Raw genomic sequence first — 24825 nt, 5'->3', positions numbered from 1 at the left:
CTAAAAAACCATTAAAAAGAGCTCAACTGAGCTCTTTTTTACTACAAGCAGAATCACCATTTAAAGCTGACACGATAGAACTGGCTTATCGTTTTCTTTGATCAAGGTAGTGTTGCGCACTGGCTATAGCGGCCGCTAATTGCGTCGTTAATAACTCCAATTGCTTCTCCGTAGGTCGTTGCTTCTGACTAAGTCGCAACTCTATTTCTGACGCTATCTGCTTGAGTGAACGGCAACCAAGATTGCCCGCGACGCCTTTCAGGCTGTGTGCTCGGCGCTGCGCCTCCTCCAAATCAGAATGCACCAATCTTTTCAATTCAGTTGCATCATGCTGATGATCTTGTATAAATACGCTCAACAGTAGAGTGACAGACTCAACATCGCCATTGAGAGTTATGAGCATGGATTCAATATCGATGGCCAAATCATCAGAAAGATCCGATGTTTCCACCTGTGGTTCTTCTGTAGACAAAACACGACTGGGATTTATCTCAGATGACGCATCCTCTTTCGCAGCGCTGGGAACTTTATTAACATGAGAACGAGTTAAAACTGATGACCGAAACATCAACCAACCCAGCAATAGCATAACACCACCACTTAACCCCGTGACAAGATAAGCATAGATGTTTAAAAGACGATGGTATTGGTTTTCAACATGGATAAGCTGATTGTAAATAGAGTGATTGATTAAATTGTCGACCAAACGTGCACCTTGGGCGTATTGATTCAGTAAATCAGACGCTTGTGCTAATGTCTGCTCTAACTCTTTTTTCTGAATGGCTGGTAAAGATTGCCCATCCATATAGAGTTTATCTAATGCTCGATAGATCCCCGGATTTTGCTCAGTGTCACTGAACATCGCTTCAAATACATAAGCGCCTAACACCACATACATTTGCTTGAGTTGTTCTGAATTAGTGGGATTATCGCGCAGCACTTGTAGGCGTTCAACCAAGGGTTGAATATTAAGCTCAATCGACAAATACGATTTGGTCAGTGTGATATAGCGATCAGTCACATGAAGCAATTGCTGAATATCTGGTCGCCATGAAAAATCTCGGTGCTCAACTTCCAGCTGTAGCCTAAGTGAATAGAGTAGCTGTACATTCAGCGCGATATCATTCGCTCGCGTCGAACGATAAGGCTCTTTAAAATAGAGTGAACTTTTAAGTTCTTCAACACTGTAATGTAACTCTTTCACCGCATGCATGGCTTGGTAGCTTAAATGGCTTTGCCAAAACACAAGACCAACGGAGATTAACCAACCAAACAGAATCACTCCATACGATCTCACGCTGAATCGTTTTGATTTCTTTTGCCCAAACACTGTGATTACCAATTTGTACTTGTAATTAATACAAGCATAAACCTAAAGTTTGGACCGTGCTGAGTTGTACATCGGGAGAAAAGACAAAAAAGAGAGCCATATCAAGCTCTCTTAGTGGTAAACGATTAACGCTGGCGCGTTAACTGTTCTCTTAAATTCGGTGGCGTGCCTTTGATGGTTAACGTGTCGCTTTCAGGATCATAAAAAATACGCTCTCCCAATAACAAGCTATCAAAGCTCACATTCAAACCGCCCCCTGCACCGACAAACTTGGTCAGTTTACGCACGGTAGAACGATCACCAGGAAAGCTCTCTTCCAGTTCATAGCCATGTGCCTGCGTATATTCGAAAAAACCCGTGCCGTCTTGGCTAGCAGGTAATTCACCAGACAACTCACGAATATGAACCTCTTCACCGGCTTTAATTTGCTCATTGCAGTAATCGTAAACCTGCTTCTTGTAACCGATCGCTTCATCTTTTTCTAGCTTAGAATCCGTGCAAAAATCCTGTACAGCTTGCATCAGTACTTGATTTTGCACTTTGGTATCTAACCCGACATCGGCTTGCAGAAAATCAAGAAAGAAATCCGACACTTTTCGACCAACGCGACCTTTGATATAGGCAAGGTAGCGGTTTGAGTTTTTGTCCGTTTCAAAACTTGAGAGGTCAAGACGCGCCGCGATATCCATTTTGTTGATATCAAGATAATCTGTCGCGCTAATGTCGAGCCCCTCTGTTACTTTCAAACTTTGGTTGAGAGGTAAAAGCCCAATAAATAGGTAATCAGTAGCCAGTGACTGATATTCGGCCATCACTAAGATCCCTTCATCAGCAAACGGATACTTTGATAATTCATCTTTCAGCCGTTGAGCACTGATTTGTGAAAAATCGTAAAAATCACGCTCACCTTGACGAAGTTCTTGCAACCAAGTTTGAAAATCACTGTCCGACTTAAACGAACCAAAACCTTTGCTCGCTTTCGAATTAAACACGCGATGCAACTCAGCCACTAAATTTTCGGCAGACGTATCATTATCTAAAGATTGAGAGCGGTATTTAACCACCAACTCATCTTGCTCGTTTTTGCTTAATTGGTGCAAAATCACGTTGGAAAGGTGAAGACTCATAGTGAAATTATCATCGTTCTGGTTTCAGTTGTAAGGCATTGTAGGTTATCATAAGCCGCTTTTACTATCATCATTAGAGTCTTTATGCCTATTACATCTAAATACAGCGACGAAAGAATTGAAAATATCCTGACAGAAGTTGCTGCCATCCTCGCTAAACATAGTGCTTCCCCTGAGCTTACTCTCATGATTGCGGGAAACATTGCAACGAATGTCTTAAACCAAAACGTTGCCGCTTCACAGCGTAAGGCGATTGCGGAAAAATTTGCTCAGGCATTGATGTCGTCTTTAGAAACTACTACTCACTAATAGAATGCATAGATAGAAAATCACATGGCAGATAGCGAAAATACATACGGTGAACGCGTATCACGGTTGGTTGGTTGGGGGCATTGGTTTGCTTTCTTCAATATCATTGCAGCAATGCTTATTGGTACTCGATATATCGTACAATCACCATGGCCTGAAACCTTGTTGGGGCAGTTTTATTTAGCTGTGTCTTGGGTCGGCCATTTTGGATTTTTGGTCTTTGCACTCTATCTGCTGGTTTTATTCCCTCTGACATTCATCATTCCGTCGCGCAAACTATTTCGCTTCGTGGCGGTCTGTTTTGCAACGTTAGGACTCACACTCTTATTAATCGATACCCAAGCTTATCAAGCAATCAACCTGCACTTAACACCGATTGTATGGGAACTGCTTTTTAGCGATGAGACCAGCGCTATCACCGCCGACTTACAGCATCTGTTTGTGGTCATGCCGCTCATTTTCCTCTTACAACTTGGGCTTTCGGAGTGGGTTTGGCGTAAGCAGCGAAAACTATCGCATAAACACGTTGGCCGGCCCATCGCGGCGGTATTTTTCATTAGTTTTATTACCAGCCACCTTATTTACGTTTGGTCTGATGCGTATTTAGAAACATCAGTGACCAGCCAAAAATCAAACTTCCCGCTCTCGTATCCAATGACGGCAAAATCGTTCATGGAAAAACACGGTCTATTTGATCGTGATGTGTACTTAAAGCGTTTGAAGGATAATGAAGAGAACCTTAACATTGTTCGTTATCCTCTTGAGCCTCTTCAATTTGGCCGCAGAGCAAATAATCTCAATATTTTGCTAGTGAGTGTCAATAATTTAAGAAGTGATGTGCTGACAGCTGAAATCATGCCCAACACTTACCAATTTGCGACAGAAAATTTGAAGTTTAATAATCATTACAGCTCGAGTAATGACATGTTTGGGATCTTTGGCTTATTTTATGGATTGCCAAGCAGTTATGCCAACGCCATTCGTTCACAAGGTACCCCTCCGATACTGATAGATGTATTGAAAAAACAGAATTATCAGTTTGGCCTCTTTAGTGGCGATAATTTTGACGACACCTTATACGAAGAGACGATTTTCCGCACTTTAACGGTCTCTAAAGCTCCTTTTGATCAAGAATCGAGCACAGATAACCAAACTATACAACGCTGGCATAAATGGGTATCCGAGCAAACCGAACAACCCTGGTTCAGCTATTTGGAATTGACGACCGTTGACAACTTTAATGACTTTGACCCTCGGTCAAGTAAAGGTAGTGCCAGCGATCGCCTGCGTGCTGGTTACAATAACTCGGTCAATGCAGCCGACCAAGAAATAGGTCTGCTGCTCACTAAGATTGACGAATTACAATTGCAAGACAATACGCTGATTGTGATCACCTCAAATCATGGCGCGGAGTTTAACGAGACAAAAACCAACAGCTGGGGTGCTAACAGCAATTACAGCCGATACCAGTTACAAGTGCCGATGATCATCCATTGGCCTGGGAAAATGGCAGGGGAATACTCACACCGTTCAAGTCACTTAGATTTTTCAGTCACGCTTTTACAGGATCTGTTAGGTGCTTCATCCAACCCTATTGAATTTAGCAGTGGTAGAAACTTGTTTGATGAAAACAAAAGGAAGTGGATTTTAGCCGGTGATGCCCGTGAATTAGCTTTGATTACCGATACCCAAACGACTCTCATTGATAAATTTGGCAACTTCAAGCTGTTTGATGAAAACTATCAACGTCAGAAAGACTCTAGCCCAGCGTTACCAGTACTGATGCAAGGCTTAACTGAATTGCAGAGATTTTACGCCAAAGATAATTAAATCAGGTCGTTAGTAAGATTATCTCTTGACGCTAAAGGGATAAATGATTAGATTACGCCAATCGGACTGTAGCGCAGCTTGGTAGCGCACCGTCATGGGGTGTCGGGGGTCGGAGGTTCAAATCCTCTCAGTCCGACCATACACCTAAAAAAGAGAGCTTCGGCTCTCTTTTTTACTTTAGTATCTGATTTTTTAGTCTGTTTGAACTAACAGTGGTGCAACTTTGGTTGGGTGAATGACAACGGCAATAGATTTTGATGTCGGGGTATCACTAAAGTCGCCTTTACTGCTCAATGGAATGAGTGCATTTGCCTCAGGGAAATAGGCCGCTACATTCCCTTGAGGAATTACATAGGCGACCACTTTGAAGCCCAAAATTTCACGTTTAATACCATCATCCCACAGTGTCTCAATATCGACTCGTTCACCCGCTTTTAATTGCAGCTGCTCAATATCTTTTTCATTCATGAAGATGACATTACGTTCGCCAAATACACCTCGGTAACGATCATCCAAACCGTAAACCGTGGTGTTGTACTGATCGTGCGAACGCATCGTCTGCAACACAAAAATCGGTTTCTTGGTCATCTGCTGAGTTTTAAGCGGAACGATAGATTCAGGAAGTGCATTACTGCTTATCTGCGCTTTTCCTGTGGGCGTTTTCCAATTAAATTCACGCGCTGAATTACCAAGATAAAAACCGCCAGGCCCTTTGAGCCGCTGATTAAAATTGGCAAATCCTGGGATAATCTTTTCAATCAAATCTCGAATGTTATCGTAATTATCGGCCATGGATTGCCAATCGATTGGATTTCCCTCCCCTAAGGTCGCTTTTGCCATTCCTGCGATAATGGCAGGCTCTGAGCGCATCATCTCTCCTGTAACATCAATTCGCCCAGAAGAGGCATGAACCATGGAGAATGAGTCTTCAACGGTAATTTTCTGTGGCCCCTGAGCCTGAATATCAATATCTGTCCGACCTAAACAAGGCAGGATCAACGCATCCTTGCCCGGGTTGACATGGCTCCGATTCAGTTTAGTCGCAATGTTTACGGTCAGATTACAGTTTTTCATTGCTTGTGCGACACGCTCGGTATCGGGCGCAGCAGCAACGAGGTTTCCTCCTAAACCGATAAAGACTCTACTTTCACCCCGTAGCATCGCCTCAATTGCATTAACTACATTATGGCCATGCGCTTTTGGTGGCGTAAAGCCCAGTACTTTTTCAATATTGTCGAGTAGAAATGCAGGCGGTTTTTCATTAATTCCAACCGTGCGGTCACCTTGCACATTTGAGTGGCCACGGACAGGACATACCCCAGAACCATCCTTACCAATTTGGCCAAACAGTAATTGTAGATTGACCAACTCTTGTATGGTTGCCACCGAATGCTTATGCTGAGTCACCCCCATTGCCCAAGTTACGATCACGCGTTTAGCGTCTTGGTAAATATCTGCCACCAGCTCTAGATCTTGTTGCGTGAGCCCAGATTGTTCAATAATACTTGACCACGGCGTAGCCTGCACCATGGCTAAATAAGACTCCATCCCTTCGGTATGCTGGGCAATGAAATCAAGATCGAATATCGATTCACCGCAGGCCTGTGCTTGCTGATGACGAGCAAGAAGAATTTTCACCAAGCCACGAACCGCCGCCATGTCTCCGCCTAATTTAGGAGTGAAATAATGGCTAGTGGTCGGTGTTGAACCATTGCTTAACATTTCAAAAGGATTTTGCGGGTTAGTAAAACGCTCCAATCCTCGCTCTTTTAAATTATTAAACGCAACAACCCGAGCTCCACGCTTATAGGCTGACGCCAGTGTTTCCAACATACGAGGGTGATTCGTTCCTGGGTTTTGTCCAAATAAAAGAATCGCATCGGATTCTTCAAAATCCTCAATAGTCACAGTTCCCTTACCAATGCCAATCGAGCGAACCAAGGCGACGCTCGTCGCTTCATGGCACATGTTTGAGCAATCAGGAAAATTATTGGTACCAAACCGGCGCGCAAACAACTGGTATAGAAATGCAGCTTCATTACTCGCGCGGCCTGATGTATAAAATTCCGCCTGATTTGGACTAGCGAGTTGATTGAGGTGTTGTGCAACCAGTGCAAACGCCTCATCCCAGCTGATTGGCTCATAGTGATCCGTTTGAGCGTTATAGCGCATTGGTTCCGCTAAACGCCCTTGAGATTCGAGAAAATAGTCACTCTGCTTATTGAGCCAAGTGACCGAATATTGCTTAAAGAAATCCGCCCCAACGCGTCGAGAAGTGGCTTCCCAGTTGACGGCCTTAGCGCCATTTTCGCAAAAACGAAAACGCCCTGGGACATGTTTTTCACCCCAAGCACAGCCCGGACAGTCAAAACCATGGTCTTGGTTGGTTTTTAAAAGATTGGAAATATTTTTGGCAACATTATGACTTTTCAATAGATGATGCGCGGTGCTTTTTAGCGCTCCCCAACCACCAGCCGAACCGGTATACTGTTTAATACTCATATTCTTCTTCTCACTCTTTCACTGACTGCAAACGTGCATGACCATGGTATATATTGAACTGATTTTTTTTGATAAAACCAATCAGTGTCATATCGAACTGACGCGCCATATCGAGCGCTAAACGTGATGGCGCACCAACAGCCACCACCACTGAAATGCCAGCAATAGCCGCTTTTTGCATTAACTCAAAACTCACTCGGCCGCTAAGAATCAATACCCCTTGCGGGTGCCAACGTTGCTCACTCAAAATTCGACCAATCAACTTATCCACTGCGTTATGGCGACCCACATCTTCGGCAACGGCAATCAACTCGCCATTCACGAAGTAACCCGCACCATGCACCGAACCCGTTTTTGCAAACAGTGGTTGATGAACAAGAAGCAGATTAGGAAGCGCAATAACAACATCAGAAGAGAGCCATTTCGGGCTATCATCAACACGAATTTCTCGCCTCAAACTCAAGGCTCGGATGGATGTCATACCGCAAATGCCACAGCTCGACTGGCTCATATAACGACGGGCCTGATGCTGAATCACATCAGTGTATGGATGATTGAGCGTGACCAACCAGTGATTCTGGCCATGGCGTGATTCGTCGTCAACCAATTCCATATTGAGTATATGGTCATATGAATCGATCACTTGCTGCGTGTAAAGTAAGCCACTGATGAGATGAGCATCGTCACCGGGCGTTCGCATTGTCATGCTCCACTCTTCGATATGCAGCTTGTTAGTAACCGTATCATTCCATTGCAAACTGATTTGTAAAGGCTCTTCAATAGCAAGAATATCGTATTCATTTTGAAACCCTATTTTGGAATCAAAACGTTGGCGATAAATGCGTTCAGTCCCCTCAGGTTGAGCATCATGAGGGTCATTGGTTGTCGTTTCTTCTAGCATGGTTCTTTTTATTGACTGATTTCAATCATCAGCATAGGTGAGTGCAAGATAAACTCCTGCAAACACTCTGTACTTAATGATTGGAAATGGAAGCAGTGCCTTAAACACAGGAAGCTGCAAATTACTCCTCACCTTGCGCAGGGTCAAGAAAGCCATCTTTTGGCTATGGTTCAGGTTTAGTACCATTTCCCTGCCAGTTTTAGCTTGTTACCCGTCATTCCCAGAGGTTTAAGTATTATATGAACATAAAAGCATAAAAAAGAAATAACATTCCATTTATGAAACTCTGGTAGCCTGATACTACAAGAGAGCATCAGGCTCTTGGTAAACCGTTGCTAATACATAATCGATTACCCCGCTTCAATACGACTTTCTGTATAAACACCGTAAGAATTCACCGTTAAGCCAGCAACCAAATAAAAAAGGCGCCATAACGAAGTACGCATTAATGTACGTTTTTTCTCCAACAAGGCGCTAAGAATCAAGCCATTAGTGGAAAATTATCGTCAATTGTATACAAAATCAGCAAACGATCAGCTCAAGACTTTACAAAGTAAAATGGCCTCGCTATTATGCGCACCACACGGAGAGATGGCTGAGTGGTTTAAAGCACCGGTCTTGAAAACCGGCGATGGTTAATAGCTATCCTAGGGTTCAAATCCCTATCTCTCCGCCACTTTTAAGAAAAGCCGCTGTTTTTACAGCGGCTTTTTCGTATCTGATTAACATCATTTTCTCATACTGATTTTTTATTCCACGCACCAGTTGCCATTCATTAGATAAGTACCCTCTCCATTCATCACATACCAAAGCTGTATTTTTTATAAACTGGCATCAAATATGCTTTCCATTATTCAACGGTTATGTCGTAATTAATGGCATGGTTAGAGAGGAGAAGTGTATGAGCCATCTCTATAAGATTGAATCCTACAGTGAAGAAGCGGTCAGCTCGATTGCCCAGTTTATCCGTTCTAAAGGTGGAAGATGCTGTATTGCTGGTTTTGCCGTGATAACAAGCCACCCTTTTCAAGAGCGCGAGGCGTGGTGTTTACTGCCACTTGTCGGCAAAGTGACTGATAATGTAACCGATTGGGATACCAGCCTTTTTTATCGAAAATGTGATAATTAGCTCGTCAGGTCGGTGAATATCTTACCTAATTCGCAGGCCTCAGCTTACTTAGCGACCGATTCTTTGATGTCATTTTATTGAGCCGAATTACGTTGATAACGCGTGGTTTTGCTGGATTTACGTGTCTTTCGTTTGAATGCAGGGCGCTCCACTTTGGGCAATGAGCGAAGCGACTCTGGCACTGCGCCCGATTTCGCCTGTTCCATGATCTGAATAATGCGCTCTTGCAGCACTTGCATAAAGGGTTGATACGCTTGCCCACGTTCAGCCATCGCTTGCAATTGATGCTCCCAATGGGCGGTCATATCAGGATAAGTTGATTCATTTGGCAGCGCATGAATTAAACCCCTTCCCGCTGGCGAGCTTAGGATCAGCTTACCTTGACGTGTTAAGAGTTGCCGCTTGAATAAAGTGTCAAGGATCCCCGCTCGCGTCGCTTCCGTACCCAAACCATCGGTTTCACGTAAGATTTTTTTCAGCTCTTTATCTTCAACATAGCGAGCAATTCCCGTCATCGCTTGTAGCAAAGTCGCTTCAGTAAAATGACGAGGAGGCTCGGTTTTTCGATCGTGAATCTCCCCTTCTCGACACGTCAGCACCGTCCCTTTACTCAGTGGTGGAACGGCATCGACTCCGTTCTCTTCTTCATCGACTTTACCTAACAAACTCTTCCAACCGGTTTCAACCAGTTGTCGCCCTGACGCAACAAAAAAGCCACCCGCAATATCAAACACCAGCTTGGCTTCCGCGTACACGGCGGCGGGATAAAATTGCATCAAGTATTGGCGCGCAATCAATTGGTATATTTTCATCTCATTTCCCGACAAGGCATTGACGGATGCCTGCTTTGGTGTGGGAATAATGGCATGGTGCGCGTCCACTTTCTTATCGTTCCATGCTTTGGATTTAAGGGCTAAGTTTGCGCCACTGACCGCCGTTAACAACTCTTTGGCGTTGCACGTGATAGCTTGAGTTACTGACGAAGCTTGAGCGTAATGTTCTTGTGGTAAGTAACGACAATCTGAGCGCGGATAGGTGATTAATTTATGCTTCTCATACAGAGATTGGCAAGTGTCTAACACTTGCTGGGCGCTCATTGCAAAGCGCTTCGCTGCATCAATTTGCAGTGCAGATAAGGAATAAGGTAACGGCGCGGCTTGCTTAGTTTGCTTTTGTTCGGCTTCAATCACTATGGCGGGTTGCCCTGCGATGCGCTGTGCGACATTTTCCACCAACTTGCGGTTTAAGACTCGCCCTTCTTCATCTTGCCACGGCTGGCAAGCATCGCTGGGTTTCCAGCGCGCACGGATATCAAACGCCACTTGATCAGTTTGATAAGGGATTAACGCATGTAATGTAAAATAGTCTCGCGGGATGAAGTTTTCTATCTCCTCATCCCGACGTACCACAAGCCCTAGAATAGGAGTTTGTACCCGTCCAACCGACAAGACACCTTGATAGCCCGCTTTCTGCCCCAGCAAAGTATAAGCCCGTGACATATTCATGCCATACAACCAATCGGCTCTTGAACGCGCGAGCGCTGAAACCGATAAAGGGATGAATTCGCGGTTACTGCGCATCTGTTTCAGTGCACGCTGCACGGCTGGAAGGTTTAAATCGCTGATCAGTAGCCGCAATGCTTGCTCTTTTTTACTTTGGCTTACTTTGCAATAATCAATCACTTCATCAACCAATAGTTGCCCTTCGCGGTCCGGGTCTCCTGCATGGATAATTTGCGATGCTTCTTTCAAAAGCTGACGAATCACAGTCAACTGTTTGCTCGATGTTTTGCGCGGTCTAAGCTGCCACTGTGAAGGAATGATAGGTAAGTCGAGTAAATTCCACTTTTTATAGCGTTCATCATAAACATCCGGCTCAACTTGCTCGAGTAAATGCCCAATACACCAAGTAACGATGTCGCCATTCGCACAACGAATGAAACCTTGATCTTTCTTGTGTGGTTTCGGCAGAGCATCGGCTATAGCGCGCCCTAAGCTGGGCTTTTCAGCAATGAATAAACGGGTCATAAACTCAAATCAACGCAAAAAAATAAGGCCACATTAACCAATGTGACCTTAATAAATCAAGAAAAACTGTTATTTTATACAGTATTACTCTTCATTGCCTGCACGTGCAGCGGCTTCTTTCACTAAAGGTTGCAGTTCGCCTTTTTGGAACATTTCGATAATGATGTCACAACCACCAATCAACTCACCTTCAATCCACAATTGTGGAAAAGTAGGCCACTGTGCGTATACAGGCAGCTCAGCGCGGATATCTGGGTTTTGCAGAATATCCACATAAGCAAATTTCTCACCGCAAGCCATCAAAGCCTGCGCAGCTTGAGAAGAGAATCCGCAACTTGGTAGCTTAGGAGAGCCTTTCATGTATAGCAGAATGGCATTTTCTTCAAGTTGCTGTTTAATTTTATCAATAGTTTCCATTGCTTCCTCTTAATGGGATAGTGCGGTTTGTTACTGACATTCTAAATCATTAATAGAGAATAAAAAGCACATATTATTTATGGATATCCTGCCTATACAACAATTTTCAATATTAGGACTTTTAATAAAGTAAAAACTTGCTAAAATACCTTCAAGTCAGTCGTATCGACGAATATCATTATAATATCTGGAAGCTACTGAAAGAGACTTTCACTCTTTCTACACAACGGAGAATCGAGCAATGTCATTCGAATTACCAGCTTTGCCTTACGCTAAAGACGCTCTAGAACCACACATTTCAGCCGAAACACTAGATTTCCACCACGGTAAGCACCACAACACTTACGTTGTGAAGCTTAACGGCCTTATTCCTGGCACTGAATTTGAAGGTAAATCTCTCGAAGAGATCATCAAGACTTCAACTGGTGGTGTATTTAATAACGCCGCTCAAATTTGGAACCACACCTTCTATTGGCACTGCCTTGCACCAAATGCAGGTGGCGAACCAACAGGTGCCGTTGCAGACGCAATCAACGCCGCATTTGGTTCTTTTGAAGCTTTTAAAGCAAAATTCACTGACTCAGCGATCAATAACTTTGGTTCATCTTGGACTTGGTTGGTGAAAAATGCGGATGGTTCTTTAGAGATCATCAACACTTCAAATGCAGCCACACCACTGACTCACGAAGGTGTGACTCCGCTACTGACGGTTGATCTGTGGGAACACGCTTACTACATCGATTACCGTAACCTACGCCCTGACTACATGAATGGTTTCTGGGCACTGGTTAACTGGGCATTCGTTGCAGAAAACCTAGCAAAATAACCTTTTCCCCTTGGATTGGTATTTAGTCATATGAAAAGCCTGCTTTATCGCAGGCTTTTTTGTTATTTTATCTAAAGTTATCTGCTTTCTCGCCGCTAAAAGTGCATCGGTTGGAGAGGCAAATGCAAGTACATACATTAGATAAAGCCAGTATTATAAACGAGCTTCAATTTGGCTCGGGGCTAAGCCATGCTGTCCAGCAAGGACGCCGTGCGGACTTTGCACTCATACTGTCGATGTTTTCTAACGATGTACGCGACAACACTCCTGTTGAACGTATTGAAAACCCACCTACTAGCGATGAATTGTTACGTAAGCGATTTGAGCTTACGGAGCCTCAAGCACTGCGTTCCGACCAAAGCTCTTACGCTGTTTCAGCAAAACAGGCCGAGCTTTTCCATCACGGAGGACTCGCCAGTGCGAAACTCAGCCACTACTTGACTCCTGAAGTACTCGCCTATTTGCCTGAAGATACGCATGATTTACCCGAAGAGGTATATCTTAATCTGTCAGGACATGAGCGAAGGCATCTTGCCTCCCCCTCAAACGTTGAGCTCTTAGTTGCCGATCTGTCGGTTCAACTCACCGTTGCCCACCGGCGAGATCAGATCCGCACCCAAGTTTGATGTCTTGTATGTAACACAAAACGACATTCTCTAGATCAGAATGTGAGTATGACCAAAAAAAACACATACCACGCTCGCTTAGGCTGAGTAATTTGATGTTATTCACACCCTACCCACAGTTAATCAACCATCCTATTGAGACTAAATCCCGCTACAACAATAAAACAAACAATAGGGTGAGGCACCCAATGGATATAAAAAGTGCAATAATATTAATCACTTCAGCAAGTTCGATGCTTGGTAGCACGCTGGCCGTTCATTTCGCACATTTAGGTGCAAAAATTATTTTGTGTGACCAAGACAAATTTGGATTAATGGAAACCTTTGCTCGTTGCAAAGCGATCTCTCAGGATGTTCATTATTACCACACACCAGATTACTCTTTAGAAACGATCCATCGGCTGTTCGATTTTATTGATCAAACCTATCATGGGGCACCGGATGTGCTGGTCAATAATTGGCCAAATGCATCCCTCCCCCCCTTGATAGGTGAACAACGAGCTGAAGTCTTTCTTCAGAAGCTCGCCATGATGGCCTCAACTTTATTCACTTTTGGTCAAGCAAGTGCTGAGCGAATGCGTATTAACAACAAACCAGGTGTGATTGTGAACGTCATTTCTCAAAATGATGAGTATGACCTAGCGGGAATTGAAAATGCGAATTCTATGGTTTCTGGTTTCACGCAGAGTTGGGCAAAAGAACTAACCCCTTTCAACATAAGGGTCGGAGGCGTAGTGCCTAGCGCAAAAGGTGATGTAGATGAGAAGCCCCATTGGGCTGAGCTGCAAGATGAATTGATCCGCAATACGGAATACATCGTCGCTAACGAATACTTTAGCGGACGTGTGATGTCGGCCTAGCTAGCAGTACAAGGCCGACCTACATGGGTATGATTAAAACCCTTCTTCCAGATAATCGTCAAGATACTCTTCTTCCGATTCATCATACGTTTGGGTATCAATTTCTGCTTTAAAATCTTGGCGTTGTAAATAAACATCGCGAGTTAATGAATATGGATCTGGGGAGTTTTCCAACGTCACTTCTTGGGGAACGAGCCTTGCTCGGGTCTCCAATCCTTCCAGAGCCCATTTGCCTAGGCCAGCCCAGACATTGAGATAAGAAAGTGGTACATACAAGCCATCCACAACATCTGTGGTTTCTCGAATCGTGTAGGGCCCGTATCCAGGAATCATTAAATATGGACCATTACCAACACCATAATGACCTACCGCATCACTAAACGCTTTTTCATTGTGTTTGGTGATGCCCGCTTCTGACGCAATATCAATCATCCCAAACAGGCCTAAGGTGCTATTAATCCAAAAGCGGTTAAAGTGGTCAACGGCTTTCGTGCCATTACCCATCAATATGTTGTTGATAATGCTTGAAGGTTCATCAAGGTTTGACAGAACATTGGCGATCGTTTTTCTAATTGGGTGTGGAATGTAATCCACGTAGGCAATCGCAACAGGGCGAACCAAGTATGGATCGATATAATCGTAGTTGATTGTCCACATTGATCGGTTAAAAACCTCAAAAGGATCGCCCGACTGCGTTTGATTTGATTCGGCTGACGTTGAATCCGGAGCGCTTGCACACCCTGCTAATACGAAAAGGAACAGCATAGGGCATATCAGTCGGGATAGGCGGCTTATCATTATTTATTTCCATGTATAAAGGCCGATGAGACATCGGCCTATCAATACGTTAATTGTATATAAGTGCTATTAATACTGCTTATTGATCACAACTTCAACAGGTTGACCGAGGCTCATGGGAGCACTTTCACCAAACCAATCACCTTGTTTGGTTGAAACATTGCCATCCGTATCCAAGCGTACTCGAACAATAAGCTGTGCAAGGTCGGATAACTTCCGCCCTTGAACCATGCTATTGCTATCATCTAACACAACCTTAATAGGGAATTGAGTCAGTGGATAACGCGCTGCGGCAACAGGCATAGGTGCACCATCAGAACTGTGCACAGAGACTATGAGTACTGCATTTTGTTCAAGAGTCACACCATCACCGAGTGAGATGGTGACAGGAACCATTTTCCCATCGATAGCTTTAGGCTGCATTTTGCTTTGTGCTCTTTCAATACTGCGCGAAAGCATCTCATAACGGCTATCTTCAGGGCCAATCATCTGCTGCATTAATCGCCAATACTTCATCGCCGCTGGGTAATCCTGGCGTTCAAACGCATCAAACGCAAGTAGTGAAAACACGCGTAGATCAACATAATCTTGTTGTACTAATGCCGTTAAAATTTCACGTGCTTGATTTTGGTCAAGCTCATCTTGTGACAACATTAATGCTTGCGCATAGCCCAACTTCACATCTGCATCTTTTGGATCTAACGCATACGCTTTCTTCATTGAGCCAATCGATGTTTCTATATCTCTGTTAGCAAGTCCAATACGTCCAAGCAGCAACCACCCGGTCGCATCTTGAGGCTGATAATGCAGACGAGTGCGCAGCGCCAGTGTGAGATCATTCATCTCATCATCACTTAAGGCAGCACCTTCTGGTGACATCATTTTTTTTGAGAGTGCAGGTAAGTTAGCGTTCACTTGCTGCCACTGCTCTACTTGACTAGCCGCGCCAAATTTTAGGTAAAAGCCATAGCTTAAGATGACGACCAATAAAATCGAGGGGATCAAAACAACCATCGGTGACACATGTGAAGAATTTCCTTGCACCGATTGCGCAGGAATATCATCCAATAGCGACTGTTTCAGATCAGCAATCAGCTCTTGTTCGCTGTCAACCAACCCTTCTTGCGTCTCTTCGTGTAACTCTGCAAGGCGGTTTTTAAAGATCGCTTTGTTCAATTCGTCACGCAGCGCTGCATCGTTGTTCGCTCTGTTTTTGAGGATCGGCAGTGCAATGAAGACACAACCAAAGAAGGTCAGAATGAGGGTAGATAACCAAAAAAACGTCATTATTGTTTGTCTCCATGCTTCTCATCATCAACCGCGTCTTCGGCGAGCAACTGATTTAATCGCTCTTCCTTTTCGGCATCCCAAACTTCACCACTTTGAGCGATTGATGCTTTACGACGTTTGCTGCGTAATACAATAAAACCAAAACCCAGAAACACCACACTCAAAGGACCTAGCCATAAGATAGAAGTCGCCAAAGTCAACGGTGGATTATAGGTCACAAAGTTGCCGTAACGTGCAATCATGTAGTCAACAATGTCTTGTTCAGACTTACCTTGCTTGGTCATTTCATAGACTTTATTACGTAAGTCCTGTGCTAATGCTGCATTTGAGTCGGCAATAGTATTGTTTTGACACTTTGGACAACGCAATGTATTGCTCAACTCTTTGAATTGCTGCTCTTGCTGTGGATTATCAAACTCGTACACTTCAATTGCAGATTGCACAGAAAATACCAAAGCAAAGCTAGCAATGATCGATAATATAAAACGCTTCATTACTTCGCTTCCTCTAGAAGTTTCTGATACATAGGTTGCAAAGTTGTTTGCCAATTGGTTGGATTAACATCCCCCACATGGCGGTAACGAATAACGCCGTTGGCATCAATGAGAAAGGTTTCCGGCGCACCGTAAACGCCGAGATCTAACCCTAGCATACCATTACCATCGAACAGGCTGATCAAGTAAGGATTACCTAGCTCATTTAACCATTGAACCGCTTTATCTCGTTGATCTTTATAATTTAAACCTATAATTTTTACACCATCACCCGCCAACCGATTGAGATATTGATGTTCGGCATAGCAGGTCGGGCACCAAGTTGCCCAGACGTTCAGCAGCAAAGGCTCCCCTTTAAATATCGCTTGGTCATACAGCTTGCCGGGTTCGGCTAAATCTTCCAAACGAAATTCAGGCACAGACTTACCAATCAGAACCGACTCCAATTTTGTGGGATCATCACCTTCGGTATTTTTGACCAACTGAGTAACAAACACGGCAACTAGACCAAGAAAAGCCACCAATGGAATAAATAGAATTTTCTTGTTCATCTACGCCTCCTGTTGGGAGCTTTTTCTAAAGCGGTAGCGTTTGTCACTGATGGCTAACGCACCACCTAATGACATCAATAAAGCACCAGCCCAGATCCAACGTACAAATGGTTTGTAATAAATTCGGATCGCCCATGAACGACCATCTTCTAATCGCTCACCCATTGCAATGTACAAATCGCGAGTGATGCCACGATCGATGGCCGCTTCAGTCATCATTGACTTGGCAGTACGATAAAAGCGTTTTTCCGCATGGAGTGTATTCACGTATTGCCCATCCTGCGTAATTTCAAAATCGGCAATATAACCATCATAGTTCGGGCCATCTTTATCTCTTAACCCTTTGAAATAAAATTCATATTGTTGGATTTCAAAAGATTCTCCAGGCGCTAGACGAACATCACGCTCGATACTGTAGTTTTGCACCATCGCAATACCAATCACAGTAACGGCAAGACCAACATGGCCTAACATCATGGCCCAGTGGCTACGTTGTAGTTTAGTCACCCCTATCATGAAGCTATGACGATGTGTCGCACGTTGGTGCAACTCGACAACGTGTAGCAAGATGATCCAAAAGGCCATGACCCAGCCGATAAATGCCATCAAGCTAAAGCGTTCAGCTAGCAGGTACACCATAACCGCCGAAAGAATCAACGCCATCAGGCCACAAATCAACATCGGTTTCAAAAGCTTGGAAAAATTATCGCGTTTCCAACGGATCAGTGGACCGATCCCCAGCAAAAATGCAAATGGCACCATTAGCCATGCAAACAGCATGTTGAAGAAAGGCGCTCCTATTGATACGGAACCAAGGCCAATCTGCTTGTGGATTAAAGGTAACAAGGTGCCAACCAACACCACCACCAATGCAGCGATTAATAAGATGTTGTTGGAGAGCAGCGCATTTTCACGCGAGATCAATTCAGCATTGCCACGGACGCGCACTGCCGCACCTTTAACGGCAAACAATAGCAGTGAGCCACCGATGACAAACACCAAAAACCCAAGGATAAACAGGCCACGAGCGGGATCGGATGCAAATGCGTGTACCGAAACCAAAATACCAGATCGCACTAAGAATGTGCCCAGTAAACTGAGCGAAAATGCTGAAATTGCCAGTAACACTGTCCAAGCTTTGAATGTGCCACGTTTTTCTGTCACAGCAAGTGAGTGCATCAATGCCGTTCCCGCAAGCCATGGCATAAACGACGCGTTTTCTACTGGATCCCAGAACCACCAGCCACCCCAGCCAAGTTCGTAGTAAGCCCACCACGAACCTAGCGCGATGCCTAATGTCAAAAATAACCACGCCGCAGTTGTCCAAGGACGAGACCAACGGGCCCATGCAGTATCCAAACGCCCAGTCATCAAAGAGGCTATCGCAAATGAGAATGCGACTGAAAAACCAACATATCCCATGTATAACATGGGTGGGTGAATGATTAGCCCAGGATCTTGTAGCAGCGGGTTTAAGTCACGACCATCAATTGGGAAATAGGGTAAGGTGCGTAAAAATGGATTCGAAGTCACGATGACAAACAGCAAGAATCCAACGCTGATCAGCCCCATAACGGATAAGACTCGCGCCACAGATTCTTGAGGCATACCACGGCTAAAGGTAGCCACCGCCACAGTCCATCCCGCTTGAATTAAAACCCACAGCAATAATGAACCTTCATGCGCCCCCCACACCGCTGTTAGACGGTAATACCAGGGTAATTGACTATTCGAATTACTCGCCACGTATTGTACCGTGAAGTCATTGACATAAAATGCCCACAACAAAATGCTAAATGATACCAATAGCAATGAAAACATTCCCCATGCTAATGGCCGCGCAGTATTCATCAGCATGGTATTGTTTTTAGAAGCACCAACAAGTGGAAGTAAGCTGAGTAATATGGCAAGCCCAAGTGAAACAATAAGGGCAAAATGTCCTATTTCAACAATCATTGAGCACTTCCTTGTTTTTGTTCCGAGCTATAGGTTAACGGCTCATGCGTTTTCTTCATTGCTTCAGCAATTTCCGGTGGCATATAGTTTTCATCATGCTTGGCTAGCACTTCAAATGCTTCCACTGTGGTGGCATCTTTCAATACGCCTTGCGCAACAATACCCTGACCTTCTCTAAACAAGTCGGGTAAGATGCCTTCATATTCGACCGTCACATTTGGACCAACATCGTGGAGCTGAAATCTTACTTTTAGTGAACCCGGATCTCTTTTCACAGAGCCCACCACCACCATGCCGCCAATGCGTAGCCGTTGACTCACTTCTGGCTTTGTCCCATCGGGTTTACCGTGTACAAGCTCGGTCGGCGTATAGAAAAGGTCCATATTTTGATTGAGTGCATACAACATCAAACCAATGGTGGCACCAGCCCCAATAATCAATGCCAAAATAATGGTGAGTCTTTTTTTACGTCTTGGGGTCATAAGGTGTTCTCCATATGCTTTGCAGCATCAATTCTGGCTTGGCGTTCAACCTTTGCTTGCACATCTTGCAACAAGGTTTTGCCACGCTTGATGCTGAGCATCAGTAAAATAAACATGGATAAAAAGGTAATGCCAAATGCACTCCATACATAGGCGGAGTAACCGCCCATCGCCAAGAAATCACTCAAAGAGTCAAAATGCATGATCAGTTACCTTTCTGTGTTTGAAGGGTTGCCAATTCGATAACCCAAGGGCGATGGCTCTCTTTACTGATAATTTCATTGCGTAAGCGGACCATAGTGACCGCAGCAAAAAAGAAAGCAAAACCAAAAATATTGAGCAGCAGTGGCCACAACATGTCACTGGATATGGAAGGCTTTTCAAATTTAGTAATCGTGGCACCTTGGTGCAGGGTATTCCACCACTCAACGGAGAAATGAATGATAGGTAGATTGATCACACCAACGATGGCCAGCAGACCTGCGGCTTTTGCGGCTGTTTTTTGATCATCGAAAGCGTGGTAAAGCGCAATCACTCCCAAATAGAGAAACAGTAAAATGAGCTCAGACGTCAGACGAGCATCCCATACCCACCAAGTTCCCCACATCGGTTTACCCCAAATGGCTCCAGTAATTAACGCAATAAACGTAAATACCGCACCGATGGGCGCCATTGCAGCAGCGGCCATGTCTGACAGTTTTAATTGCCAAACTAGACCAATGAAAGCCGCAATCGCCATCGACATATAAATGCCCATTGACCAAATGGCAGAAGGGACATGAATGTAAATGATTCTGAAGCTGTCGCCTTGTTGATAGTCTGCCGGAGCATAAGCTAAACCAAGGATATTACCGACTACCAGGCATAAGATAGCGAGCCCTGCAAACCAAGGCAGGAACTTTCCACATAGCCGATAGGCGGATTCAGGCTTTGCATAGGGATGGAGCCATTTCCACATTGTATTGTCTCACTCTTACTTCATTGCTTCTGAGCATGTGTCTGCTCAGTTTATTGTGTTGTTGATACGCAACGCTCAAATGCATTGCTGAAAATATCGTTCGTACTTAATTTAGTTAACGCTGACTCTCAATGCTGCGCTAATAGCAAATGGAGTTAATGTTATCGCGCCCATAAACATTGCCCCCAAAACAGCCAATTGACCGTTGTAGAGCATGCCAAGCGATGCTGCATCAATAGCTGATGTAGCGAAGATTAAAATCGGGATATACAAGGGTAAGACCAGTAGGCTCAGCAACACGCCACCTTTTTGCAAGCCTACGGTCAATGCAACACCAATAGCACCGATAAAACTCAACGTTGGCGTGCCAATGAACAAAGTCAATACAACTGCAAGCCACGTATTAAAATCTAATGACAATAATACGGCTAACAATGGGCTAATTAAAATTAAAGGCAGTCCAGTCAATAACCAATGAGCCACGACTTTTGAAATAACGACTATGGGTAATGGCACTGGGATCAGCATCATTTGTTCAAGTGACCCGTCTTGAAAATCATCGCGAAACAGACGCTCAAGTGATAGTAGCGCCGACAGTAACGCCGCAACCCAAACAATACCTGCAGCGATACGGGCGAGCAAAGCAGGCTCTGGGCCGATACTCAGCGGGAATAGGGTGATCACTATGATAAAAAACCACAGTGGATTAAAAATATCGGCTTGACGTCGAAAGGCGATCAATAATTCACGACGGATGATCATCCCCATGGTCACGATCATGACTCATGCCCCAATTTAATTTTTCGCAATTGCGGATAGTTAGCAAACATATCTTGGTGTGTGGTCAATACAACAATGCCACCTTGTTGCGCATGCGCTAGAAATAAGGCTTCCAACACTTTGACACCTTGCTTATCAATCGCAGTTAACGGCTCATCTAAAATCCACAACTTTTGTTGACTGAGCCACAAACGAGCCAGCGCAACTCGGCGCTGTTGTCCGGCAGAAAGCTGGCCTGCAGCCACGTCTTCTCGGCCAGCTAAACCCACTTTAGCCAAGGCTTGATATATCTCTTGAGAAGACGATTCTGCATTATGCACTGATTGATAAAAATGAAGATTCTCGAATGCCGTCAAATCGCGCTTAACCCCAGTTTGATGACCAAGAAACAGTAAATCTTGGTGGTAATCATCACGATTAGACTCAATATTCATGCCATTCCACAAAATAGAACCATCCTCTCTATCACCTAACCCGGCAACAATTCGTAGCAAGGTCGTTTTACCTGTGCCGTTCCGTCCTTCAATCTGCACCAATTCGCCAGCATGAATCACAAAGCTAAGTGCTTCAAACAGAACTCTTTCATCACGAATTGCGGTCAGGTTATTTACTTCAAGCATGTGCATCTAAATCGAGAAATTTGAGCCGCTATATTAGCACACCACACCTAAGACAAAACATAATAAGACTATTACCAGTCACGAAACTAGGTAAGAAACTGTTAATTTTTAATTATTTTCTGTCTCATTTACTACTTTATAGTTACATTTATCCACATTCAAAACTAGAGAGGGAAGCCATTGGCTTCCCTCTCTAGTTTCGCTCTTTCGACTATTTTTTTGCAGGTCGCCTCGTACTTTGCACCGGCTCGCGACCTTCCGGGTGACTACTCAGTGGCGGGATGCTTTCATGTCCTGCAATTTTCTTCTGCAAGGACATCATCAACTCAGCTTCAGCTTTAGGTAGCTCACACTCTTTAATAAGCTCATTGATGTCAGCACCGAGTTGGACCATTTTTGTCGCTCGGCTGTATAAACGCCCATCCGTATCAACATGTTCCAATTCAGTAATTCGCTCGTTTAAATGCTGGATGAGATCCTGCTGATCCGTCACTTTTTGGCCAAGACCAATAGCAACTGAGCGTATTTCCAACAGCTGTCTATTCGCCTTTTGCAACTCCTTATCTAACGATCGGGCTTGTTGTCTTTGGTGATCAATCTGTTGGGCAAGTCCCTGACGTACACGAAGTAACACCAGCAACAAAAATACAACAACAAAAACCGCGCTCCCTATAAGAATAACAGGAGCACTGAACAACATAGCTTCGCTCATTATAGGTGGACCATCTCGTCCCACTCGTCTTCAGTTAGCAGTTTATTCAGGTCAACAAGGATCAATAGCTTACCGTCACGGTTGCTCACGCCTTGGATAAACTTAGCGCTCTCATCGGTACCAACACTTGGTGTAGTATCGATTTCAGAAGAACGTAGGTAAACTACTTCCGCAACGCTATCGACTAAAATACCAATCACTTGGCGCTCAGATTCAATCACAATAATGCGTGTATTATCCGTGATTTCACCTTGCATTAAGCCAAAACGAGATCGTGTATCAATGACGGTCACAACATTACCACGTAGGTTAATGATGCCAAGAACATAATCAGGAGCACCTGGTACCGGTGCAATTTCTGTATAGCGGAGTACTTCACGTACCTGCATTACATTAATTCCGTATGTTTCTTCTTCTAGTTGGAACGTCACCCACTGAAGCACTTCGTCGTTAGACTTGTCTTTTCTTACTTCTACTTCGTTAGTCTGAGACATACCTTTTCCTCTCTAAGTCGATTCCGACATCAATGTATTATTATTTCTCTAGTGCTTTTACATCAAGCCCTGCATTAAGCATAGCTATCAATGCTTCAACATGGATCAAAGCACACATTTTTTCTTTTACCATTCCAGCAAGCCACGGCCTTTTGCCTGCCTGTTCTCGCCAGCGGACCTTCTCTGAGCTTAGCAATTCTGTACCCATAAGCTGAGTACTTGCTAACCCCCACATACTGTCACCAAGCATGACGATGTATTGATAACCTTCTTTGTAGCTATCATCATGGAGCTTTTCTGCCATTACCCATTTTGCCGTATCGACAACATCTAGCTGATTATCTTTATTCGTTTGCAGTCCAAGGTACCAAGCAGGTCGACCGATTAAATGATTGAGCGTTGCCATACGGTGGATCCCCCCAAGTTCATCAAGAGGCACCGCAAACGTCACACCATTCACTTCAAAATAGAGCACTTGAAAATCTCGTGTTCTCGCAGTGCTTTGCCATGTACCAATTCCAGAGTAGCCCGCTTGCGTTTCAAGTTCGACTTCAGCCGTCGGTTGCTCAACCACTTCCACGTCAACAGCAAATTCTTCAACAGTGTCTGCCGCAGTCAGAATTTCAACTTCAGGTTCTGTTTCCAAAGTATCGGCGGGAATATCCCATTCTTGGATCTCTTCAACAATTTCAGCCACTGGTTGAGTTTTTAAAGCGATCTGAACGGTGTTTTGCTCCATGATCTCTTCCAGCTCTAACTCTGCCACTGGATTACTTGATTCTAGCTGGCTTAATAAGCGCTGCACATCATCTAAATTCGGCAGCTCAAACTCAACCACTTCAGCATGGTAATAACTTTTTTCCGGTACAGATTGCACCGATGTCGAAAGCGCTAGCTCAGGTTCAGCAAGGGACAATTCTTTTTGCTCTTCCGCTTTCAGCTCAAGTTCAATCGCTTCTTCATCTAGTAACGCTGTAAAGTAGTCATCGAGTGCTTGTTCACTGGATAAAAATGGCCCACTACTCATCAATAGCTAGCCTCTCTAAATAAATCAGCAACTGTTTATAAGCAAAAACACCACGGCTACCTTCAGCAAAATGAGAAGCAGGCAAGCGCTTTAAACTCGCATCACGAAACTTGGTGTCTATAGGTACAGCAGAGCTCCAAACTTGCTCTGGGTAATCTTTTTTAAGTTGATTCAGCGTTTGCAAAGAAGCCCGGGTTCGCTTGTCGTACATAGTCGGTACGATAGTCACTTTGAACGATCGGCTACGAGATTTTTGCATGATGGCTAAGGTGCGAATCATCCTTTCGAGCCCTTTCATAGCCAGAAACTCAGTCTGCACTGGAATTAAGATACGATCGCTGGCGGCCAATGCATTAACCATCATTACCCCTAAGATTGGAGGACAGTCGATCAATACGTAGTCATAATTATGGCGCAATGCAAGAAGCGCACGTTTCAAAATCAGCCCCATCCCACTGCGGTTGCCCATGACTCTATCTAAAGTGGCTAGAGACATATGGGCAGGGATGAGATCAATGCCTTCAACATCGGTTTTTAGGATAAGAGGGGTAACGCTTTGCTCTGTTAACTCACGTTGCTGAAATAGGTCAAACAGGCTGACGGGCACGCCATCAGAATCATAACCTAAGTATGTAGTAAGCGAGGCGTGAGGGTCAGTATCGACCAACAGCACTCTTTTGCCTTGCTGACTTAGCAAACCGGCAAGCGTAATTGTTGTGGTTGTTTTACCCACACCGCCTTTTTGGTTTGCAATACTCCATACAATCATTGAACTTCCT

The 24825-nt window shown here is 44.3% G+C and carries 26 protein-coding genes and 2 tRNA genes; 8 read left to right on the top strand and 20 right to left on the bottom strand.

Annotated features, from left to right (window positions below; all coding sequences use genetic code 11):
* Nucleotides 1-85: 85 nt before the first annotated feature.
* Nucleotides 86-1282 (bottom strand): Hpt domain-containing protein, encoded by a 1197-nt coding sequence (locus AACV20_RS05150; RefSeq protein WP_170907022.1) that lies wholly within the window; start codon nt 1280-1282, stop codon nt 86-88.
* A gap of 173 nt (nt 1283-1455) precedes the next feature.
* A complete protein-coding gene (gene yejK, locus AACV20_RS05145; protein ID WP_017042553.1) occupies nt 1456-2457 on the bottom strand; it encodes a nucleoid-associated protein YejK in 1002 nt (333 codons plus the stop codon).
* Between the two features lie 84 nt (nt 2458-2541).
* Between yejK and AACV20_RS05140 the strand changes: the two genes are divergently transcribed.
* The 3 genes from AACV20_RS05140 (at nt 2542) to AACV20_RS05130 (ending at nt 4735) form a co-directional block, all read left to right on the top strand.
* Nucleotides 2542-2766: a YejL family protein gene (locus tag AACV20_RS05140; RefSeq protein WP_013856392.1), complete on the top strand. Its 225-nt coding sequence runs from the start codon at nt 2542-2544 to the stop codon at nt 2764-2766.
* 24 nt (nt 2767-2790) lie between these two features.
* Nucleotides 2791-4596: a DUF3413 domain-containing protein gene (locus AACV20_RS05135; protein ID WP_017049110.1), complete on the top strand. Its 1806-nt coding sequence runs from the start codon at nt 2791-2793 to the stop codon at nt 4594-4596.
* A 62-nt stretch (nt 4597-4658) separates the two neighbouring features.
* A tRNA-Pro gene (locus AACV20_RS05130) sits at nt 4659-4735 on the top strand.
* A 53-nt stretch (nt 4736-4788) separates the two neighbouring features.
* On the opposite strand, the gene AACV20_RS05125 is transcribed toward AACV20_RS05130, so the two are convergent.
* Complete coding sequence (locus AACV20_RS05125) at nt 4789-7098, bottom strand: FdhF/YdeP family oxidoreductase (protein WP_170898681.1); 2310 nt, start codon at nt 7096-7098, stop codon at nt 4789-4791.
* 10 nt (nt 7099-7108) lie between these two features.
* Nucleotides 7109-7999, bottom strand: a complete 891-nt coding sequence (locus AACV20_RS05120; RefSeq protein ID WP_170906971.1) for a formate dehydrogenase accessory sulfurtransferase FdhD — start codon at nt 7997-7999, stop codon at nt 7109-7111.
* Nucleotides 8000-8584: 585 nt separating this feature from the next.
* Here AACV20_RS05120 and AACV20_RS05115 point away from each other — a divergent pair.
* Together AACV20_RS05115 and AACV20_RS05110 are read left to right on the top strand one after the other, a co-directional pair.
* Nucleotides 8585-8675, top strand: a tRNA-Ser gene (locus AACV20_RS05115).
* Between the two features lie 225 nt (nt 8676-8900).
* A complete protein-coding gene (locus AACV20_RS05110; RefSeq protein ID WP_026027246.1) occupies nt 8901-9128 on the top strand; it encodes a hypothetical protein in 228 nt (75 codons plus the stop codon).
* Between the two features lie 74 nt (nt 9129-9202).
* Here AACV20_RS05110 and AACV20_RS05105 read toward each other — a convergent pair whose 3' ends face one another.
* Nucleotides 9203-11155: a DNA topoisomerase III gene (locus AACV20_RS05105; RefSeq protein ID WP_170906970.1), complete on the bottom strand. Its 1953-nt coding sequence runs from the start codon at nt 11153-11155 to the stop codon at nt 9203-9205.
* 84 nt (nt 11156-11239) lie between these two features.
* Complete coding sequence (locus tag AACV20_RS05100; protein ID WP_010318865.1) at nt 11240-11572, bottom strand: Grx4 family monothiol glutaredoxin; 333 nt, start codon at nt 11570-11572, stop codon at nt 11240-11242.
* A gap of 241 nt (nt 11573-11813) precedes the next feature.
* Here AACV20_RS05100 and sodB point away from each other — a divergent pair, with 241 nt between their 5' ends.
* The 3 genes from sodB to AACV20_RS05085 all read left to right on the top strand — a co-directional run bounded on the left by sodB (nt 11814) and on the right by AACV20_RS05085 (nt 13884).
* Complete coding sequence (gene sodB, locus AACV20_RS05095; RefSeq protein ID WP_010318866.1) at nt 11814-12398, top strand: superoxide dismutase [Fe]; 585 nt, start codon at nt 11814-11816, stop codon at nt 12396-12398.
* Nucleotides 12399-12520: 122 nt separating this feature from the next.
* Entirely contained in the window at nt 12521-13024 is a 504-nt protein-coding gene (locus AACV20_RS05090) for a VC2046/SO_2500 family protein (protein WP_026028396.1), read from the top strand.
* Nucleotides 13025-13257: 233 nt separating this feature from the next.
* Nucleotides 13258-13884: an SDR family oxidoreductase gene (locus AACV20_RS05085; protein ID WP_370685854.1), complete on the top strand. Its 627-nt coding sequence runs from the start codon at nt 13258-13260 to the stop codon at nt 13882-13884.
* 33 nt (nt 13885-13917) lie between these two features.
* Here the strand turns inward: AACV20_RS05085 and AACV20_RS05080 are convergent, their stop codons facing one another.
* The 14 genes from AACV20_RS05080 to AACV20_RS05015 all read right to left on the bottom strand — a co-directional run bounded on the left by AACV20_RS05080 (nt 13918) and on the right by AACV20_RS05015 (nt 24815).
* A complete protein-coding gene (locus tag AACV20_RS05080) occupies nt 13918-14682 on the bottom strand; it encodes an MlaA family lipoprotein (protein ID WP_013856383.1) in 765 nt (254 codons plus the stop codon).
* A gap of 69 nt (nt 14683-14751) precedes the next feature.
* Nucleotides 14752-15969 carry a c-type cytochrome biogenesis protein CcmI gene (ccmI, locus tag AACV20_RS05075; RefSeq protein WP_013856382.1) on the bottom strand — a complete coding sequence of 406 codons (1218 nt, stop codon included), beginning with the start codon at nt 15967-15969 and terminating at the stop codon, nt 14752-14754.
* Nucleotides 15969-16466, bottom strand: coding sequence for a cytochrome c-type biogenesis protein (locus AACV20_RS05070; protein ID WP_094133616.1), 498 nt, complete (start codon nt 16464-16466; stop codon nt 15969-15971). Before AACV20_RS05070 ends, ccmI begins: the two co-directional genes overlap by 1 nt.
* Nucleotides 16466-17017, bottom strand: coding sequence for a DsbE family thiol:disulfide interchange protein (locus AACV20_RS05065; protein WP_013856380.1), 552 nt, complete (start codon nt 17015-17017; stop codon nt 16466-16468). Before AACV20_RS05065 ends, AACV20_RS05070 begins: the two co-directional genes overlap by 1 nt.
* The gene (locus AACV20_RS05060; RefSeq protein WP_088732737.1) at nt 17018-18973 is read right to left on the bottom strand and encodes a heme lyase CcmF/NrfE family subunit; all 1956 of its coding nucleotides are present in this window, start codon (nt 18971-18973) and stop codon (nt 17018-17020) included. It abuts the gene before it with no gap.
* Nucleotides 18970-19455 (bottom strand): cytochrome c maturation protein CcmE, encoded by a 486-nt coding sequence (gene ccmE, locus AACV20_RS05055; RefSeq protein ID WP_170906969.1) that lies wholly within the window; start codon nt 19453-19455, stop codon nt 18970-18972. The genes AACV20_RS05060 and ccmE overlap by 4 nt, the downstream gene beginning before the upstream one ends.
* Nucleotides 19452-19658 carry a heme exporter protein CcmD gene (ccmD, locus tag AACV20_RS05050; protein ID WP_013856377.1) on the bottom strand — a complete coding sequence of 69 codons (207 nt, stop codon included), beginning with the start codon at nt 19656-19658 and terminating at the stop codon, nt 19452-19454. The genes ccmE and ccmD overlap by 4 nt, the downstream gene beginning before the upstream one ends.
* A 2-nt stretch (nt 19659-19660) precedes the next feature.
* Nucleotides 19661-20413 carry a heme ABC transporter permease gene (locus AACV20_RS05045; protein ID WP_019280903.1) on the bottom strand — a complete coding sequence of 251 codons (753 nt, stop codon included), beginning with the start codon at nt 20411-20413 and terminating at the stop codon, nt 19661-19663.
* 111 nt (nt 20414-20524) lie between these two features.
* Complete coding sequence (ccmB, locus tag AACV20_RS05040) at nt 20525-21193, bottom strand: heme exporter protein CcmB (RefSeq protein ID WP_013856375.1); 669 nt, start codon at nt 21191-21193, stop codon at nt 20525-20527.
* Nucleotides 21190-21813 (bottom strand): cytochrome c biogenesis heme-transporting ATPase CcmA, encoded by a 624-nt coding sequence (gene ccmA, locus AACV20_RS05035; protein ID WP_029189773.1) that lies wholly within the window; start codon nt 21811-21813, stop codon nt 21190-21192. Before ccmA ends, ccmB begins: the two co-directional genes overlap by 4 nt.
* Nucleotides 21814-22024: 211 nt before the next feature.
* Complete coding sequence (locus tag AACV20_RS05030; protein ID WP_202598892.1) at nt 22025-22525, bottom strand: DUF2802 domain-containing protein; 501 nt, start codon at nt 22523-22525, stop codon at nt 22025-22027.
* The gene (locus AACV20_RS05025) at nt 22525-23019 is read right to left on the bottom strand and encodes a chemotaxis protein CheW (RefSeq protein WP_013856372.1); all 495 of its coding nucleotides are present in this window, start codon (nt 23017-23019) and stop codon (nt 22525-22527) included. Before AACV20_RS05025 ends, AACV20_RS05030 begins: the two co-directional genes overlap by 1 nt.
* A gap of 40 nt (nt 23020-23059) precedes the next feature.
* Nucleotides 23060-24049 (bottom strand): chemotaxis protein CheW, encoded by a 990-nt coding sequence (locus AACV20_RS05020; RefSeq protein ID WP_017048525.1) that lies wholly within the window; start codon nt 24047-24049, stop codon nt 23060-23062.
* On the bottom strand, nt 24039-24815 hold the full coding sequence (locus AACV20_RS05015) for a ParA family protein (protein WP_026027244.1): 777 nt from the start codon (nt 24813-24815) through the stop codon (nt 24039-24041). Before AACV20_RS05015 ends, AACV20_RS05020 begins: the two co-directional genes overlap by 11 nt.
* Nucleotides 24816-24825 lie beyond the last annotated feature (10 nt).

The sequence above is a fragment of the Vibrio sp. B4-6 genome, assembly GCF_963888245.1.
Classification (GTDB): domain Bacteria; phylum Pseudomonadota; class Gammaproteobacteria; order Enterobacterales; family Vibrionaceae; genus Vibrio; species Vibrio anguillarum.
Note: the sequence above shows the minus strand (reverse complement) of the source record. Positions and strands in the feature narration are given on the sequence as shown.